This is a genomic window from Kitasatospora sp. NPDC018058, assembly GCF_044327205.1.
Taxonomy (GTDB): Bacteria; Actinomycetota; Actinomycetes; order Streptomycetales; family Streptomycetaceae; genus Kitasatospora.
The window spans coordinates 25058-40218 of record NZ_JBIRFA010000012.1 but is presented as its reverse complement, the minus strand read 5'-3'; the positions used below and the strand labels follow the sequence as shown (position 1 = coordinate 40218).

The following is a 15161-nucleotide window of genomic DNA, read 5'->3' as shown; positions in this document are numbered from 1 at the left end:
GATGTCGGAGACCCGCGCCGACGCCCGCACCCCGCTCGACCGCACCCCGCAGTGGGCCGCGCTGGCCAAGCACCGGGACGAGCTGGGCGAGACCCACCTGCGCGAGCTGTTCGCCGCCGACCCGGAGCGCGGCAGCCGCTACACCCTGCAGGTCGGCGACCTGCACGTGGACTACGCCAAGCACCTGGTCACCGACGAGACGCTGGAGCTGCTGCGCGAACTCGCCGCCGCCACCGGCGTCGCCGAGCTGCGGGACGCCATGTTCCGCGGCGAGAAGATCAACAACACCGAGCAGCGCGCCGTCCTGCACACCGCGCTGCGCGCCCCGCGGGACGCGGTCGTCGACGTCGACGGCGTCAACGTCGTCCCCGGCGTGCACGCCGTCCTGGACAAGATGGCCGGCTTCGCCGACCGGGTCCGCAGCGGCGAGTGGAAGGGCCACACCGGCAAGCCGATCCGCACCGTCGTCAACATCGGCATCGGCGGCTCCGACCTCGGCCCGGCGATGGCCTACGAGGTGCTCCGCTCGTTCACCAAGCGCGACCTGGACGTCCGCTTCGTCTCCAACGTGGACGGCGCCGACCTGCACGAGGCGGTCCGCGACCTCGACCCGGCCGAGACGCTGTTCATCGTGGCCTCGAAGACCTTCACCACCATCGAGACCATCACCAACGCCGTCTCCGCCCGCGACTGGCTGCTCACCGGCCTGGGCGCCGGCACCGAGGCGGTGGCCAAGCACTTCGTCGCGCTGTCCACCAACACCCAGGGCGTGCAGGACTTCGGCATTGACACCGACAACATGTTCGAGTTCTGGGACTGGGTCGGCGGCCGCTACTCCTACGACTCGGCGATCGGCCTCTCGCTGATGATCGCCATCGGCCCGGACGCCTTCCGCGAGATGCTGGACGGCTTCCACCTGGTCGACGAGCACTTCCGCACCGCCCCGGCGGAGCAGAACGTCCCGCTGCTGCTCGGCCTGCTCGGGGTCTGGTACGGCGCGTTCTTCGACGCCCAGGCGCACGCGGTGCTGCCGTACTCGCACTACCTGTCCAAGTTCACCGCCTACCTGCAGCAGCTGGACATGGAGTCCAACGGCAAGTCGGTGACCCGCGACGGCACCCCGGTCAACTGGCAGACCGGCCCGGTGGTCTGGGGCACCCCCGGCACCAACGGCCAGCACGCCTACTACCAGCTGCTCCACCAGGGCACCAAGGTGATCCCGGCCGACTTCATCGGCTTCGCCCGGCCGGTCGCCGACCTGCTGCCGGGCCTGGTCGCCCAGCACGACCTGCTGCTGGCCAACTTCTTCGCCCAGACCCAGGCGCTGGCCTTCGGCAAGACCCCGGAGGAGGTCGCCGCCGAGGGCGTGCCGGCCGAGCTGGTCCCGCACAAGACCTTCAAGGGCAACCACCCGACCACCACCATCCTGGCCGGAGAGCTGACCCCGTCCGTGCTCGGCCAGCTGGTCGCGCTGTACGAGCACAAGGTGTTCGTCCAGGGCGCGATCTGGAACATCGATTCCTTCGACCAGTGGGGCGTCGAGCTGGGCAAGGTGCTCGCCAGGCGGATCGAGCCGGTGCTCCTCACCGGCGAGGGCGGCGAGCAGCTGGACAGCTCCACCGCGGCGCTGGTCGCCCGCTACCGCATGCTGCGCGGCCGCTGAGCCCCGCCCGGGCCGTCCGCTCCGGCGGGCGGCCCGGCTGCTTCGGTACGGGCAGCGCCTGCACCGGGAAACGCCGAGAGGCCCCTTGCTTTCGCAAGGGGCCTCTCGGCTGTCTGTGCGCCGCCAGGGACTCGAACCCCGGACCCGCTGATTAAGAGTCAGCTGCTCTAACCAACTGAGCTAGCGGCGCCTGCTGACAGAGAAGACTCTAGCAGCGGCCCGCGTCCGAGCCAAAATCGAATACCGGTCGCCCTCCGTTCACCCTCCGGTCACGACGGAAGGCTCCGCCGGGACGGGCGTGCCGGGCTCGCGCGCCGCCCGGACGCAGGCCCAGAGCACCACCGAGGCGCCGGGCAGCCAGGGCTCCCGCTCCTCCGGGGCGACGATCCAGCGGCCGGATCCCCGACCGGGGGAGTCTGGGCCGTGCACCATCCGCTGGATCGGCGGCACGGTCACCGCGTCGCCCCTGCCGTGGCACAGCAGCGGCGGCACGTCCCGGGCCCACTCCTCCCAGGCCAGCAGCCGGCGCAGCCGGGGTGCCGCGCCGGGCTGGACGAACAGGAGGGTGCGCCCCCGGTAGCTCGCGACCGGTCCGCAGCCCGGGCCGGAGGCCCAGAGCTCGTCCAGCACCCGGCGGCCGAACAGCGCCGGCATGCTGATCACGTCGAAGGCCCGGCCGCAGGGCAGCACCGACGGCGCCCACGGGCGGGACTCCCAGAGGGCGCGCATGCTGCGCGGATATTCGCTGGCGGAGGCGAGCCAGGCCTCTCCGGCCACGGTGACGTACTCCACCGACTGCAAGGTCCAGATGTCCACGCCCAGCAGCCTGCGCGGTGCGCGCCCCCGGTGTGGTGGAAAGCGCTGTTCGCCGGACAGGGCGGCGGGGCACGGCGTACCCTTCCGCTTCTGGCATATGCCAGGGGCCGGCCGATCAGTCCTCGTGGCGGCGCGGCTGGAGCAGACCGCGGCCGTACTCGATCATCTTGGCGGCATAGTCGGGGGTCCAGTCCGCCTGCTCGGCGATCTCGGTGTTCGACAGCGCGTCGAACCGGCGCGGGTCCGCCAGCTGAGCAGCGGCGACCGCCTGGAAGTCGGTGGCCCGCTCGGCGGCCGCCCGGAAGGCCAGGGCCAGTTCGGTGGAGCGGCGCAGCAGCTCCGCCGGGTCGTCGATGGACTCCAGGTCGAAGAATCGTTCCGGCTCCGGCTCGGCGGACTGCGGCTCGAACAGCAGCTGCGAGGGGCGCAGGCGCCGGGTGGGCTCAGGCGCCTCGGCGGGGGAGTCGGGCATGGACGGACACCTCCGGGGTCTCGGTGAGGGAGGGCGGGCGGGCTGCTCCGGGCCGCACCGCCCGGTTGTGGCCGTCGTCCATTGTCTCGCGGCGGCGGCCGGTAACGGAACGGTGCGCGTGCAGGCGCTATTCCCCGGCGCGCGCCGGGGGCGTGCCTCGGGTGCCGCGCATCCGGATCGGGTGCGAACCGGTTGTTCCGGGTGTACGGGAACCAGTCACCGTCGAACCGGGAGTACCCCATGCGCGCACCGAAGACCCTGTCCACCGGCGTCCTGCTGGCCGCCGCCGTCCTGGCCCCGGCCGCACCCGCCTTCGCGGCGGAGACGGCGAAGGTGGTCACCGGCCCGCCGAGCGCCCCGGGCGGCGTCTCGACCGCGACCTGCCCGGCCGGCACCCACCTGACCGGCGGCGGCTACCGGCTCCAGCCCGACGCGGACGGGCCGGTGCGCGCCAGCGGCCCGACCGCCGACGCGACCGGCTGGAGCGCCCGGGCGGAGCGCGGCTCCGTGGTGGCCTTCGCGGTGTGCGAGACCGAGGACTGAGCCCTACCTAGCGCATGTGGACCCGGTGGCCGCTGAGGTGCTGGAGGACCTGGTGGTTGGCCTCCCAGCCGTCTGGGAAGGTCACCGGGACGCCCAACTGGACTGGCTCGGTGGCGGGGTGTTCGTCCAGCAGCTCGGCGATCCCGGCCCGGGCCACCACGATGCAGGCGTGCCGGTGCCGGGAGGCGAGCACGCACAGCCGGCCGGTCTCCAGGTGGAAGGCGGTCGCGTCCGGGCGTCCGGAGAGCGGGTGCAGCACCACCGTGACGTCGTACTCCCGGCCCTGCAGCCGGTTGGCGGTGTCCACGGTGACGGCCGGACCGGCCGCGCCGTCCACCGGGACGCCCGCCTTGAGCAGGGCGGCCCGGACGGCCGCCGCCTGGTCCCGGTGCGCGGTGCCGACGGCGATCCGGTCCGCGGTGAGCGGGGATCCACCCTGCTCGGAGTGGGCGGTCAGCCCGCGCTCCAGCAGCCGACGGACGGTGGCCGCGACGGCCGCCACCGCCTGCGGGTCGGTCCGTACGGTGTGCCGGGCGGGCAGTTCCAGCAGCGCCCAGCCGTGCTCGGCGGCCCGGTCGATCACGGCGTCCAGTGCCGAACCGTCGGGGCGGACGGCTGCGGTCAGCAGGCGGTCGTCCGGGCCGGTACCGGAGCGGAACGGCGTGTATGGGTAGAACGCCCGCGAGATCAGCGGCGCCGCGCTGGCGGGCAGCCGCCAGGAGACCGGCAGCCGGTGCGGCTCGATCTGCGGGTTGTGGGCCAGCATGGTGACCACGGCGCTGCTGGACGGGTCGTACGACAGGCCCGCCCACTGCTCGGTGCCGACCACGGTGAACGGGTCCAGTTGGCCCGGGTCGCCGACGAACAGCGCCCGCTCGAACAGCCGGGCCACCGCGAGCAGGGCGTCCGAGCGCATCTGGTAGGCCTCGTCGACGATCGCGTGCCGCCACGGCGCCTCGGCCCGGACCCACTGCCACTTGGCGGAGGTGGAGATCACCACGTCCTGCTCGACCAGGTCGGCGACCTTGTCGGAGGGCGTGACATTGGCGTGCCTGAGCACCTCCGGGCCGGGCCGGGAGTCCGCCGCGTGCAGCCGGCCGATCGTCAACTCCGGCGCCTTCTCGGCCAGTCGGCCGACCAGGTCGTCCACCTGCCCGTTGGTCTGGGCGACGATCATCAGCCGTTCGCCGGCCTCCACCAGCTCGCGGGCGGCCCGCACCACCAGGGTGGACTTCCCGGCGCCGGGCGGGGAGTCCACCACCACGCCGCGCGGGGCGCCGGCCGACGGGCGGACGGTGGCCGTCAGGATCCGGGCCACGGCGGCGTCGGCGGCCGCGCCCGGGGACTGCTCGGGGGCCGATTCGGCCATTACTCCCACTCCTCGGCGGCAGCGGACGGGGCGGTTGCGGGCGCGGTGCCGGGCGGGCCGCCGTGGGTCCACGGGGTGTCGTCCGGCTCGGGTAGCGGCGCGGACTGGCGGACCGTCAACTCGAACAGGGTGAAGGTGACCGGCTCACCGGGCTCGGGCAGGCTGCCCGGTTCGGGCTCCTTCTTGCGGCCCATGCCGGACAGCACCCGCAGGGTGATGGTGCCCTCGATGGGATCGACCGCGACGATCTCGGCCTTCTGCGCGGACGGGCCGTGCACCCGGTGAACCTCCCGGCCGAGGTCGGCGTGCGGGCGGTCGGCGGTGCGCAGGGTGAGCAGCGGGCGGGGCTTGGGGGAGCGGCCGGTGGTGTCCCAGTCCGGCACCACCTCGGTCACCACCCCGCTGAACGCCTCGCCGGACAGTCGGTGTTCGGCCATCGCCAGCGGGTCGTCCAGCGCCTCCTGGACGTCGAGGCGGGCCTGCTCGCGCTCGCGCTGGGCGAGCTTGCGGGCGGCGGTGACGGCGTCGTCCTGCCGGGGCTGCGGGGGCTCGCCGGCCGCGAGGCGGTCCCGGTGACCGGTGTAGGACCAGCGGTCGCCGGTCCAGCGCTCCTCCAGGTGCCCGGCCGGCGGCAGGGCGCGCAGCAGGTCCAGGCCCTGCCAGACGTCCCGCCAGGTGGGCAGCAGGACGGCCGACAGCACCTCCGTCAGCTGGTCGACCGCCGAGCGGACGGCCGCCCGGGCGCGCCCGACGGCGGCCTCGTCCTGCTGCTCGGTGCTGTGCTGCAGGGCGTTGACGGCGGCGTCGTAGCGGGCGATCGCCGGGGCGAGCAGGAACTCGTCGAAGCGCGGGTCGGTGGTCGGGCCGGCCGGCGGGTGCAGCAGCAGGCCCTGCTCGTCCCGGCCGGTCTCGGCCAGCTCGGCCGCCTGCGCGCCGGTCAGGCCCGCAGGCGGGTTGTGCCAGGCCAGCCGGGCGGCCAGGTGCTGGTCCTCCAGGTGGCTCTGGCCGGTGGCCCAGTGCCGGGCGAGCAGGCCGGTCATCGGCAGCAGCAGGCTGGAACCGGGCACCTGGGCTCGGTCGGTGAGGTGGGTCAGCCAGCGGCCGAGCAGCGGCACCCGCATCGGCGCCGGGTAGGGGCCGGGCTCGGCGTCCTCCACGGTGCGGCGGAACCGGGTGGAGCGGCCGATCAGCGCCAGGTGGTGCACGCCCGCGCTGTTGGGCACGATCAGCTGCGGCGCGTCGGCGCACAGCTCGCGGAACACCTGGGTCTTCTCGCCGGTCTCCGGGTCCTTCTCAGAGCCCTCGATCTGCTCGACGTCGTCGGCGAAGGACTCCAGGTAGGGCAGCAGGTCGGCGGCCAGCTCGGCCAGGAAGTCGAACCGCAGGGTGCGGTTGAGCGGCTGCGGCACCAGGTGCAGCCGGGGCGCGGCCCGGTCGGTGCCGAGCATCACGGCCAGCGGCGCGCCGGACTCACCGGCGGCGGTCAGCGGGATCAGCACCATCGGGCGCTCGGACAGGTGCCGGTGCCGGACGGTGGCCAGCGGTTCGGCGTGCCCGCTGCGGACGGCCTCCAGCCGGGCGAGGGTGGTGAGGAGAGTCATGCGCCCGCCTCTCCCCCAGCCTCCGGCCGGGGGCACCCCCACCGCTCGGGGGCATTCGCCCACGCGCACCTTTCGGTGATTCGTTCTCCCCCAGCCTCCGGCCGGGGGTACCCCCATCGCTCGCTCATGCGCCCACTCCCAGCGCTTCCGCGCGCAGGGCGGCCGCGTAGGCCAGGCGCTCGGCCGCGTCGTCCGCGCCGTCGCCGTCCCCGGCGCCGTTGTCCGCGCCGGATGCGGCGGCCAGCGCCTCGGTGACCGTACGGATGCCGCCCAGCTCGCCGCGCACGCCCCGGCCGAGCTGCTCGACCCGGTCGCCGCAGCGGGACCGGGCGCGGCAGTGGAAGCCGAGCTCGCAGGTGGAGAGGCAGTCCGGGCTGTACGCGGCGGGCACCGCCTCGACCGCGGCGGTCAGCTGCTCGGAGGTCCGGGCCGGGGCGCCGTCCTGGTCGGCGGCCAGGTCGAAGTCGGTGCCCGGCGGCAGGGTGTCCAGCAGCCGGCCGATGCCGGTCATCCGGCTCAGCTGGCGGCGGGTGGTGGCCAGCTCGCGGCGGACGTCGACGGCGACCGCGGTCGGCCGGTTGCCGAAGTCCTTCGGGCAGACCAGCAGCACGCTGGTGCGGGGGCTGCCCGGCAGCCGCTGCTCGGTGTACGGGTCCTCGGCGAGCGTCTGCCCGGCGGCCGCGGCGGCGGTCCGCTGGAGCGCCAGCACGTACACCGCGGCCTGGCGGGCGGCGGCGCCGACCTTGGCCGGGTCCGCGCTGCCGTCCAGCACCGGGAAGGACTTGATCTCGACCACCGTGCACCGCCCGCCGTGCACCACCAGCGCGTCCGGCTCCAGGTAGGCGGTGCTGCCGGCCACCTCCAGGCGCAGCATCGGGTGGTCCAGCAGTGTCCAGGCCTCCGGCTCGGCGGCGGCCCGGGCCAGCGCCTCGGCCGTCCGGTCGGCGCGGACGGCCGGGCCGGAACGGTGCAGCAGGTCGGGCACCAGCAGCGGGGTGCGGTCGTCGGCCGGGACGCCGAGGTGGGCGCGGAGCGGTTCCAGCAGCGCGGAGTGGTCGTCCGCCTTCAGCCGGGACTCGAAGATCACGCCGCGGGCGATCGCGAACGGGGACTGGCCGAAGGGGGCGGGGCGGCCGAGCCGGGCGGCCAGTGCCGATTTGTCCACTCCGGCCGCGTCCAGCACGGCGCGGCGGTGACAGCCCGGATTGGCGGCGAGCGCGGCGAGGGCGCGGGCGTTCAGACTGCGCTGCTGGGCCGGTCCGCGCAGCTCGGCGAGCCGCTGGGCGAGCGGCTCAGCGGACCCGCTGAGCGGGACGTTCGTCGAGGCGTTCATGGTGCGGCCCAGTGTCGCATCCGGGTCCGACAATGCGGTGCGGACCGGCCCGTTCCGGCCGGAACCGCCGGGTATCGAAGCCCGCGATCGTGGCCGCGGCCCGGGTGGGGGATCATGGAGCCCGGTGCTCAAGGGTGAGACCGACCGTTGACCGCCCCGTTGCGAGGAGCCCACCATGCCCGCCCGAATCGTGCTGGTCCGCCACGGCGAGACCGAGTGGTCGGCCACCGGCCGCCACACCGGCCGCACCGACATCCCGCTGACCGAGGAGGGCCGCGCGATGGCCCGGGCGCTCGGCGCCCGGCTCGCCAAGGCGCCCTGGAGCGGGCTGCCGGACGCGCTCGTCTACACCAGCCCGCTCGGTCGGGCCAAGGAGACCTGCGAACTGGCCGGCTTCGGCGACCGCGCGGTGGAACGCCCCGAGCTGATGGAGTGGGACTACGGCCAGTACGAGGGCCGCACCGGCGCCGACATCCGGGCCACCGACCACCCCGGCTGGCTGATCTGGCGCGACGGGGTGCCCGGTGGCGAGAAGCTCTCCGAGGTGGCCGCCCGGGTGGACGCCTTCCTCGCCGGCCTGAACGCGGAGCACGGCGTCCCGGAGCCGGACACCACCGTCATGCACTGCGCCGACCGGGACGTCGTCCTGTTCGCGCACGGTCACGTGCTGCGCATCCTGACCGCCCGCTGGCTGGGCCTGCCGCCCGAGTTCGCCCAGCGGTTCAAGCTCGGTACGGCGGCGCTGTGCGTGCTGTCCTGGGAGTACGGCGCCCCGGCGGTGGAGGTCTGGAACGACCTGTCCCACCTGGAGGGGCTGAACTCGGGCCACTGAGCCCGCGGTCGACGGCCTTCGGGGGGCCGCTCGGGCCTTTGCCCGTCCGGGCCTGCGACCGCTCGGGCCTTTGCCCGTCCGGGCCTGCGCCCGCTCGGACCTCGACCGCTCGGACCTCGACCGTTCAGGCCGCCGCGGCCTGGTCGTACCCGGCCAGGAAGCGGCGGACCTCGGGCACCGAGGCGTGCCGGCGCAGCTGTTCGGCGGTGTCCGCCAGCATGCTGCGGATCCGGGCCGAGCGGACCTCGCCGAACAGCGCGACGGCGGCCGAGCCGTGGTGCGCCGCCCCCGCCAAGTCCCCCCGGCCGAGCCGGTCGTGGGCCAGTTCGGCGGTGTACAGCACCCGGTTGCGGACGAAGTGCGGCTCCTGCAGCGCTATGGCCAGCGCGGCCTGCTCGCTGGCCCGGTCCCAGTCTCCGAGCGCGGACCAGCACTGCGACTGCAGACCGGCGATCTCCGCCTCGCCGAAGAAGGACATCCACTCCGGGTCGGCCTCGGAGGGCCCCCGATCGAACAGGATGTACGCCCGGCCGATCGCGCGTTCGCAGGAGGAACGGTCCCGCAGTACGGCCCAGGCGCCGGCCTCGCGCATGGCCAACAGGGCGAGCAGCCGGGCGGAGTCCAGCAGCCGGGCGGCGGACTGCCCGGCCTGCGCGGCACGCAGTGCCTCGCGTGGGCGCCCGGCGTCCCGGGCGAGGAAGGCGCTGTTGCAGAAGACGTGCGCCTCCAGCGCGGAGTCCCCGGCCATCCGGGCGGTGGCGAGCGCCTCGGCGTAGAACGAGCGGGCGTCCGCGAGCCGGTTCGAGTCGTGCGCCAACCAGCCTACTGAGATGGCCAGTTCACCGGCTCCGGCCTGCAGTCGGCGCTCCGTCTCGGCGCTGTACTCGCCCTCGTTGAGCAGCAGGTAGGCGGTGCGCAGTGACTGCCCGGCGAGGTCGTAGAGGGCGTCGGCGCCGTGCGCGTCGTCGGCCAGTCTGATCTCCCGGACGGCCTGTTCGACGCCGAGCACCTCGGCGGCGCCGACCTTGCGCAACGGCGGCACCGGTCCGGGGCGGCCGGGTACCACCGGGTCCAGGCCGAGCAGCGAGGGTGCGGTGAACTCCGCACCGGGGACGGTACCTCGGCTGGCGGGCGGGCGGAAGCCGGCACCGGTGGCGGGACCGGCCGCGGCCGGCCGGTCGATGCCGATCACGGTGGCCAGCGCGGTCGAGCCGCCGGCCAGGAACGTACGGCGACGCACGTCGTCGTTCTCCTCGTCGAGATAGGGCGATCCATCGGGCCCCCTGGGCACCGCGCCGGCCCTCGGCCACGGGGGCCCGTCCGGAGCGGCTGGATCCGCGTACGGCGAGGCAGCGTACGGGAGTTGGGTGGAGAGTGGTGAGCGCGGGGCGGGCAGGGGCGGGAACGGTGGATGGAGCGGGGGCACCCCGGCCGCCCCGTCGGCGCCGTCCGCCGAGCGGCGGCGGACGGCGATGCGGGGGGCGAAGCCGAGGTCGGTGAGCGTGCGGTCCGGCCACATGTGCCGGAAGACGCGCTCGTAGGCGTAGTTGGGGCAGCGGATCTCACCGGACTCGACCCGTCCGACGTAGCGGGCGTCGCAGGACACGTGCTCGCCGATCTCGCGGGCGGCCCGGCGGACGGCCGTGGCGAACTCGCCGGGTGAGCGGTCGCCGCGCAGCGCGCGCATCACGGTGTTGGGGGACGGTCGGTTCGGCTCGGCCGGTGGGGTGGCTGCCATGGCGCCGAGAGTACTCGGAGTCACCGGGTGGCCACAGTCGGTTTGCGGTATATATATATCGTCAATCCGGTGCAAACCGGGCGTTGTTGCGGGATATCCGCCATGAAATGCCATGCCTTGCTGTAATGCGCCCCGTGGCCTCGGGTGCCACTGCCGCGTTGTCCTGATACGCGGAAGCCCAGGCCGTCCCCCGGCCCCTCCCCGCCTCGGGCGACTGCGCTTCCGATCCGACGAGGTACAGGAGGGCCCATGATGGCCGCCGGACTGCCGCAGTACCGACCCGTCGCCGGGAGTGTGCTCGCCGGCGCCGCCCCGGCCCTGCTCCCCGACCCCGCCGACGACCGATTCCCCGGCCGGGGCGCGGTGGGCGGCGGTCGCGGCTCCTGCGGCGGCCTGCGCCGGGACGCCGCCGTCCCCGAGGAGGGCACCCTGCTGACCAGCTGCGACACCGTGACCGTCGCCCTGCGGCACGGCCTGGAGGCCGTCGACATCCTGCGGCTGCGCCGTGCCTGCGGGGCCGTCCTGCAGAGCCGCAACGGCAGCACCGTCTCCTTCCTCGTCCCGGCCGGCACCTGGGAGACCTGGCACCTGCCCGGTAGCTCCTGTACGGCCGGCGCCCTGGTGCCCGGCGCCACCGACCCGCGCTGGGTGATCCCGCCCTCCGGCACCGGTCGCAAGACCCGCCCCACCGACGCCTGGGTGCTCCGCTCCGCCCTCTGCGAGGCCGCCTGCACGCTCACCGCAGGCGGCCTCGGCCCGTTCTAGTGGGCGTGCCGCGAGGATTCCGCCGGGCCCCTTCAGCCACCGGCCGGATCCCCACGGCACGCCCCTGACCTGTGGGTGTTCCCTCCCGGCGGCGATAATGGCGGCCATGGGACGAAGCAGCAGAGCCGCGCGCAACCCGGAGCCGGCGGCCACCACCGGGCCGGGCGGCCGCACCCACGCCCAGGGCCCGCTCACCCGCCCCGTCGGCTCCGGCCTGGCCGAACTGCGCCCAGACCGCGACCGCCCCGCCGTCTGGACGCTGCTGATCGACGGCGCCCCGCAGTCCCTGGTCGACCTCGCCGACCCCACCCACCTCGGCTTCGAGTACCAGCGCCGGCTCGGTCACCTGATCGACCTGGCCGCCCCGCCCGGCCGCCCGCTGACCGTCCTCCACCTGGGCGGCGGCGCCCTCACCCTGGCCCGCTACGTGGCCGCCACCCGGCCGCGCTCCCGCCAGCAGGTCGCCGAGATCGACACCGAGCTCACCGAACTCGTCCGCGCCGAACTCCCGTTGGAGCGCGGCTGGCAGATCAAGGTGCGCGGCGCGGACGCCCGCAGCGTGCTGGAACGCACCCCCGAGGCTAGCGTCGACCTGGTCATCACCGACGTGTTCTCCGGCGCCCGCACCCCGGCCCACTGCACCACCGTCGAGTTCGCCGCCCTCGCCGCCCGCGCCCTCGCCCCCGGCGGCTGGTACACCGCCAACATCGCCGACGGCGCCGCCCTCCCCTTCGCCCGCTCCCAGGTCGCCACCCTCGCCGCGGTCTTCCCCGAACTCTGCCTGGTCGCCGACCCCGCCGTCCTGCGCGGCAAGCGTTTCGGCAACCTCGTCCTCGCCGCCGCCCACACTCCCCTCCCCATTCCCGACCTCACCCGCCGCGTCGCCTCCGACTCCTCCCACGGCCGGGTCGAACACGGCCGCTCCCTCGGCGACTTCACCGCCGGAGCCGTCCCCGCCACGGACGCCACCGCCGCGCCCTCCCCGGCCCCGCCGCCGGGCGTCTTCCGCTGACGGGCGTGCCGGGCGGTCCCCGTCGACCGCAAAACCGTTGGCAGACGACCGAGTTGCGCCGGATAATGGCCACCGCCGCCCGGCCGTCGACCCGAGGGGACACCGTGCGCATCCGACCCGCCCGCCCGGCCGAGGCCGAGCTGCTCACCGGCATCGCCGTGCGGGCCAAGGCGCACTGGGGCTACGACGAGGCGTTCATGGCCGCCTGCCGGGACGAACTGACCCTGGACGCCGCCGCGATCGGGTGGGCGTCGGCTTCGACGGTGGTGGCCGAGGACGGTGGCCGGGTGCTGGGGTTCGCCGTGCTGAGCCCTTCTACCTGGCGATGGGTGCCACCCGCATCGGCAGCACGCCGTCCGGCTCGGTCCCCGGGCGTGAACTCCCCCTGATGGAAGTGGAGCTGGCCCCCGGAGCCTAGCCAGTGCCGGTCCGGGCCGTTCAGTGCCCGCGTGGCAGTCCGCGGTGCTTGTACATGGCCGCGCCGGTGAGCAGCAGTCCGGCGGCGATGGGGGCGAGCACCGCGGTCGCCGTCGCGGAGCCGTCGTCCACGGCCGTCACGGGCGCCGTGTCGGCGAGGTCGAGCGCCTGGGGCGTCCCGCCGTCCGTCGATACGGCGGGATCCGCGGCCGCCTCCGTAACCCCCGTCGCACCGACGGGTTCCACTGCGGACTGCCCCTCGAAGGCGGTGGCCTCCCGCACCACCGGAGCCTCGGCCGCCTCGGAGCGGGGCCGGGCGGCCACCGGCCGCGGCAGGGTGGCCGGCTCGGCGGCCTCGCCCTCGCGGGCGGTGCGGGTCCCGGCCGGGCGGGCCTGGGCCTGGACGGCGCCGAGCAAACCGGAGGCGAGGGCGAAGGCGTCGGGGACGGCGGCGCGTTGGCCGGGGAGGGGGAGCCCGCCGGCCCGGATGCGCTCCCGGAGGACGCCGCCGACCGCGCCGGTGGCCTGGTCGACCGGTGCTCCGTCGGTCAGTCCCCCGACCAGCCCGGGGGAGCGGCCGGGCTCCGCGGTCGCCGGGTGCCCGGGTTCCTCGGGGTGGGCGGCTGACTGCCCGTCGATCACGGTGCCGCCGTGCAGGGCCCGGCGGGCGGCGGGCTGGGCCTGCCCGGGCAGCGCCTCGGCGGAGGCCGCGTACGCGCCGGGCGCTCCGACGCCCCAGAGCTGTGCGAGCAGTGCCCCGCCGGCGGCGACGGCGCGGGGGTGGGGCAGCCACCGGGCGATCGCCCGCCACGCTCCGGCGACGCCGCGGAGGGCGGGTTCCTGGGGCTTGGTCGCGTGATTGGCTCGCACGTGAGTTGAGAACGAGCGGACGGGCGGCGAGGTCACGCCAGCCGTTACGGACAGTCATCGCGCAGGTGGCCCCGGGACGCTCCGCCCGGGGCCACCGACCGCGCGGCGGTCAGGAGTTGGGGCGCAGGGTCCAAGTGACCGTCATCACGCCGGTGACGGCGCCGTCGGCGCGGGTGATCTCGACGGTGACCGGGAACTCGGGGCGGCCGCCGGCGTCCAGTTCGGCCACGACCTCGGCGGCCGGGCGGCCGAGCACGGCGGTGGCGGTGACGTCGCCCATGGCGAGCTTCTTGTAGGCGATCTCGGCGTTCACGGCGAGCGGCACGGCCCGGGACAGCTGATCCCCGAAGGCGGCGAGCACGATGCAGCCGCTGGCGGACTCGGCGAGCGTGAACATGGCGCCGGCGTGCGGGCCGCCGACGTGGTTGTGGTACGCGGGCTGGTCGGGCAGTCGGAGCACGGCGCGCTCCGGGGTGGTCTCCAGGTACTCGAGCTTCAGGGTGTGCGCCATCGGCACGGTGGCGTCGAGCATCTGGCCGATCGAAGGAGTGGTCATGGCGACGATGTTACTAGCCGGTAGCTTCTCGCGGCAGGGGCCGACCGGAAAAGCCGGACCGTCACGCAGAACTGAGGCAACGCGAAAACGCCTGAGGGGCCGATCTCTTGAAGAGATCGGCCCCTCAGGCTCTGGGGTGAGTGACGGGACTCGAACCCGCGACCACCTGGACCACAACCAGGTGCTCTACCAACTGAGCTACACCCACCATCTGTCCGGTCCGTTCCCGCTCTCGCGTTCCCGTTCCGACAGGAAGAACTCTACAGGATCCGAGAGGGTGCTCGCGCCAGGGTTTCGCTCCGGCGAACGCGGGCACCCTCCCCGACCCTCCGGGGGCCGCCCGCACGGCCCCCTCCGCGGTGGTCGCGCCGGGGTGGGGTCGCTGCGGAGGGGGCCCGCGTTCGCCGGGTCAGCCGGGTCAGCCGGCCGAGGCCTGGTACTTCCCGGCGATGGCGCGCGCGGTGTCCGCGTCCGGGCCGGGCTGCGGGACGAACACCGCCTCGCGGTAGTACCGCAGTTCGTCGATGCTCTCCCGGATGTCGGCGAGCGCCCGGTGGTTCCCGCCCTTCTGCGGGCTGTTGTAGTACGCCTTCGGGTACCAGCGGCGGGCCAGCTCCTTGATCGAGGAGACGTCCACGATCCGGTAGTGCAGGTGCTTCTCCAGGGCCGGCATGTCCCGGGCCAGGAAGCCGCGGTCGGTGGCCACCGAGTTGCCGCACAACGGCGTCTTCCCGGCCTCCGGCACGTGCTGGCGCACGTACGCGAGCACGCGCTCCTCGGCCTCGGCCAGGGTCATGCCCTGCTCCAGCTCGTCGAGCAGGCCGGAGGCGGTGTGCATCTCGCGCACCACCTCCGGCATGTTCGCCAGCGCCTCCGCCGGCGGGCGGATGATGACGTCCACGCCCTCGCCGAGGATGTTCAGCTCGGAGTCCGTCACCAGCACCGCGACCTCGACCAGGGCGTCCCGGTCGAGGTCGAGGCCGGTCATTTCACAGTCGATCCATACCAAACGGTCATTCACGCAACTCACCCTACGGCGCGATCACGCGCCGCGGGCACCGGTGGAGCCGGGCGGGGTGCCGGAGCGAGGTCCTCGGTCCGGTGCTCCTCCGGCCCGTCGTGCGGGCCGCGGCCGTCCGGGTGCTCGCCCTCCCGGCCGGTGCGGACCGCGTGG

Annotated in this window: 15 protein-coding genes and 2 tRNA genes; 6 read left to right on the top strand and 11 right to left on the bottom strand. The window is 74.7% G+C overall.

All coding sequences use genetic code 11. The features are described 5' to 3' along the window. Position 1 precedes the first annotated feature (1 nt). The gene (gene pgi / locus ACH4E7_RS18550) at positions 2 to 1663 is read left to right on the top strand and encodes a glucose-6-phosphate isomerase (protein WP_396250095.1); all 1662 of its coding nucleotides are present in this window, start codon (positions 2 to 4) and stop codon (positions 1661 to 1663) included. A 116-nt stretch (positions 1664 to 1779) separates the two neighbouring features. Here the strand turns inward: pgi and ACH4E7_RS18545 are convergent. The 3 genes from ACH4E7_RS18545 to ACH4E7_RS18535 all read right to left on the bottom strand — a co-directional run bounded on the left by ACH4E7_RS18545 (position 1780) and on the right by ACH4E7_RS18535 (position 2951). Then, a tRNA-Lys gene (locus tag ACH4E7_RS18545) sits at positions 1780 to 1853 on the bottom strand. A 68-nt stretch (positions 1854 to 1921) separates the two neighbouring features. Next, positions 1922 to 2539 (bottom strand): bifunctional DNA primase/polymerase, encoded by a 618-nt coding sequence (locus ACH4E7_RS18540; RefSeq protein WP_396250258.1) that lies wholly within the window; start codon positions 2537 to 2539, stop codon positions 1922 to 1924. Between the two features lie 55 nt (positions 2540 to 2594). Beyond that, positions 2595 to 2951 carry a hypothetical protein gene (locus tag ACH4E7_RS18535; protein WP_396250094.1) on the bottom strand — a complete coding sequence of 119 codons (357 nt, stop codon included), beginning with the start codon at positions 2949 to 2951 and terminating at the stop codon, positions 2595 to 2597. Between the two features lie 240 nt (positions 2952 to 3191). Here ACH4E7_RS18535 and ACH4E7_RS18530 point away from each other — a divergent pair, with 240 nt between their 5' ends. Then, a complete protein-coding gene (locus tag ACH4E7_RS18530) occupies positions 3192 to 3494 on the top strand; it encodes a hypothetical protein (protein ID WP_396250093.1) in 303 nt (100 codons plus the stop codon). Between the two features lie 7 nt (positions 3495 to 3501). On the opposite strand, the gene ACH4E7_RS18525 is transcribed toward ACH4E7_RS18530, so the two are convergent. The 3 genes from ACH4E7_RS18525 to ACH4E7_RS18515 all read right to left on the bottom strand — a co-directional run bounded on the left by ACH4E7_RS18525 (position 3502) and on the right by ACH4E7_RS18515 (position 7797). Further along, entirely contained in the window at positions 3502 to 4863 is a 1362-nt protein-coding gene (locus ACH4E7_RS18525) for an AAA family ATPase (protein ID WP_396250092.1), read from the bottom strand. Continuing rightward, a complete protein-coding gene (locus tag ACH4E7_RS18520) occupies positions 4863 to 6464 on the bottom strand; it encodes a hypothetical protein (RefSeq protein WP_396250091.1) in 1602 nt (533 codons plus the stop codon). Before ACH4E7_RS18520 ends, ACH4E7_RS18525 begins: the two co-directional genes overlap by 1 nt. A 124-nt stretch (positions 6465 to 6588) precedes the next feature. Then, positions 6589 to 7797, bottom strand: coding sequence for a hypothetical protein (locus ACH4E7_RS18515; protein ID WP_396250090.1), 1209 nt, complete (start codon positions 7795 to 7797; stop codon positions 6589 to 6591). Between the two features lie 175 nt (positions 7798 to 7972). On the opposite strand from ACH4E7_RS18515, the gene ACH4E7_RS18510 reads away from it, so the two are divergent. Next, positions 7973 to 8629, top strand: a complete 657-nt coding sequence (locus ACH4E7_RS18510; RefSeq protein WP_396250089.1) for a histidine phosphatase family protein — start codon at positions 7973 to 7975, stop codon at positions 8627 to 8629. Between the two features lie 124 nt (positions 8630 to 8753). Here the strand turns inward: ACH4E7_RS18510 and ACH4E7_RS18505 are convergent, their stop codons facing one another. After that, entirely contained in the window at positions 8754 to 10367 is a 1614-nt protein-coding gene (locus ACH4E7_RS18505; protein WP_396250088.1) for a tetratricopeptide repeat protein, read from the bottom strand. Positions 10368 to 10616: 249 nt separating this feature from the next. Between ACH4E7_RS18505 and ACH4E7_RS18500 the strand changes: the two genes are divergently transcribed. The 3 genes from ACH4E7_RS18500 to ACH4E7_RS18490 all read left to right on the top strand — a co-directional run bounded on the left by ACH4E7_RS18500 (position 10617) and on the right by ACH4E7_RS18490 (position 12533). Then, the gene (locus tag ACH4E7_RS18500) at positions 10617 to 11132 is read left to right on the top strand and encodes a hypothetical protein (protein ID WP_396250087.1); all 516 of its coding nucleotides are present in this window, start codon (positions 10617 to 10619) and stop codon (positions 11130 to 11132) included. A 106-nt stretch (positions 11133 to 11238) separates the two neighbouring features. Next, positions 11239 to 12144 carry a spermidine synthase gene (locus tag ACH4E7_RS18495; RefSeq protein ID WP_396250086.1) on the top strand — a complete coding sequence of 302 codons (906 nt, stop codon included), beginning with the start codon at positions 11239 to 11241 and terminating at the stop codon, positions 12142 to 12144. A gap of 104 nt (positions 12145 to 12248) precedes the next feature. Further along, on the top strand, positions 12249 to 12533 hold the full coding sequence (locus tag ACH4E7_RS18490) for a hypothetical protein (protein WP_396250085.1): 285 nt from the start codon (positions 12249 to 12251) through the stop codon (positions 12531 to 12533). A gap of 49 nt (positions 12534 to 12582) precedes the next feature. Here the strand turns inward: ACH4E7_RS18490 and ACH4E7_RS18485 are convergent, their stop codons facing one another. From ACH4E7_RS18485 to orn, 4 genes are all read right to left on the bottom strand, one after another. Next, positions 12583 to 13431 (bottom strand): hypothetical protein, encoded by an 849-nt coding sequence (locus ACH4E7_RS18485; RefSeq protein WP_396250084.1) that lies wholly within the window; start codon positions 13429 to 13431, stop codon positions 12583 to 12585. Positions 13432 to 13540: 109 nt separating this feature from the next. Then, positions 13541 to 13987: a DUF4442 domain-containing protein gene (locus ACH4E7_RS18480; RefSeq protein ID WP_392904612.1), complete on the bottom strand. Its 447-nt coding sequence runs from the start codon at positions 13985 to 13987 to the stop codon at positions 13541 to 13543. 132 nt (positions 13988 to 14119) lie between these two features. After that, positions 14120 to 14195, bottom strand: a tRNA-His gene (locus ACH4E7_RS18475). A gap of 210 nt (positions 14196 to 14405) precedes the next feature. Then, a complete protein-coding gene (gene orn, locus ACH4E7_RS18470) occupies positions 14406 to 15008 on the bottom strand; it encodes an oligoribonuclease (protein ID WP_355676463.1) in 603 nt (200 codons plus the stop codon). Positions 15009 to 15161: the final 153 nt, after the last annotated feature.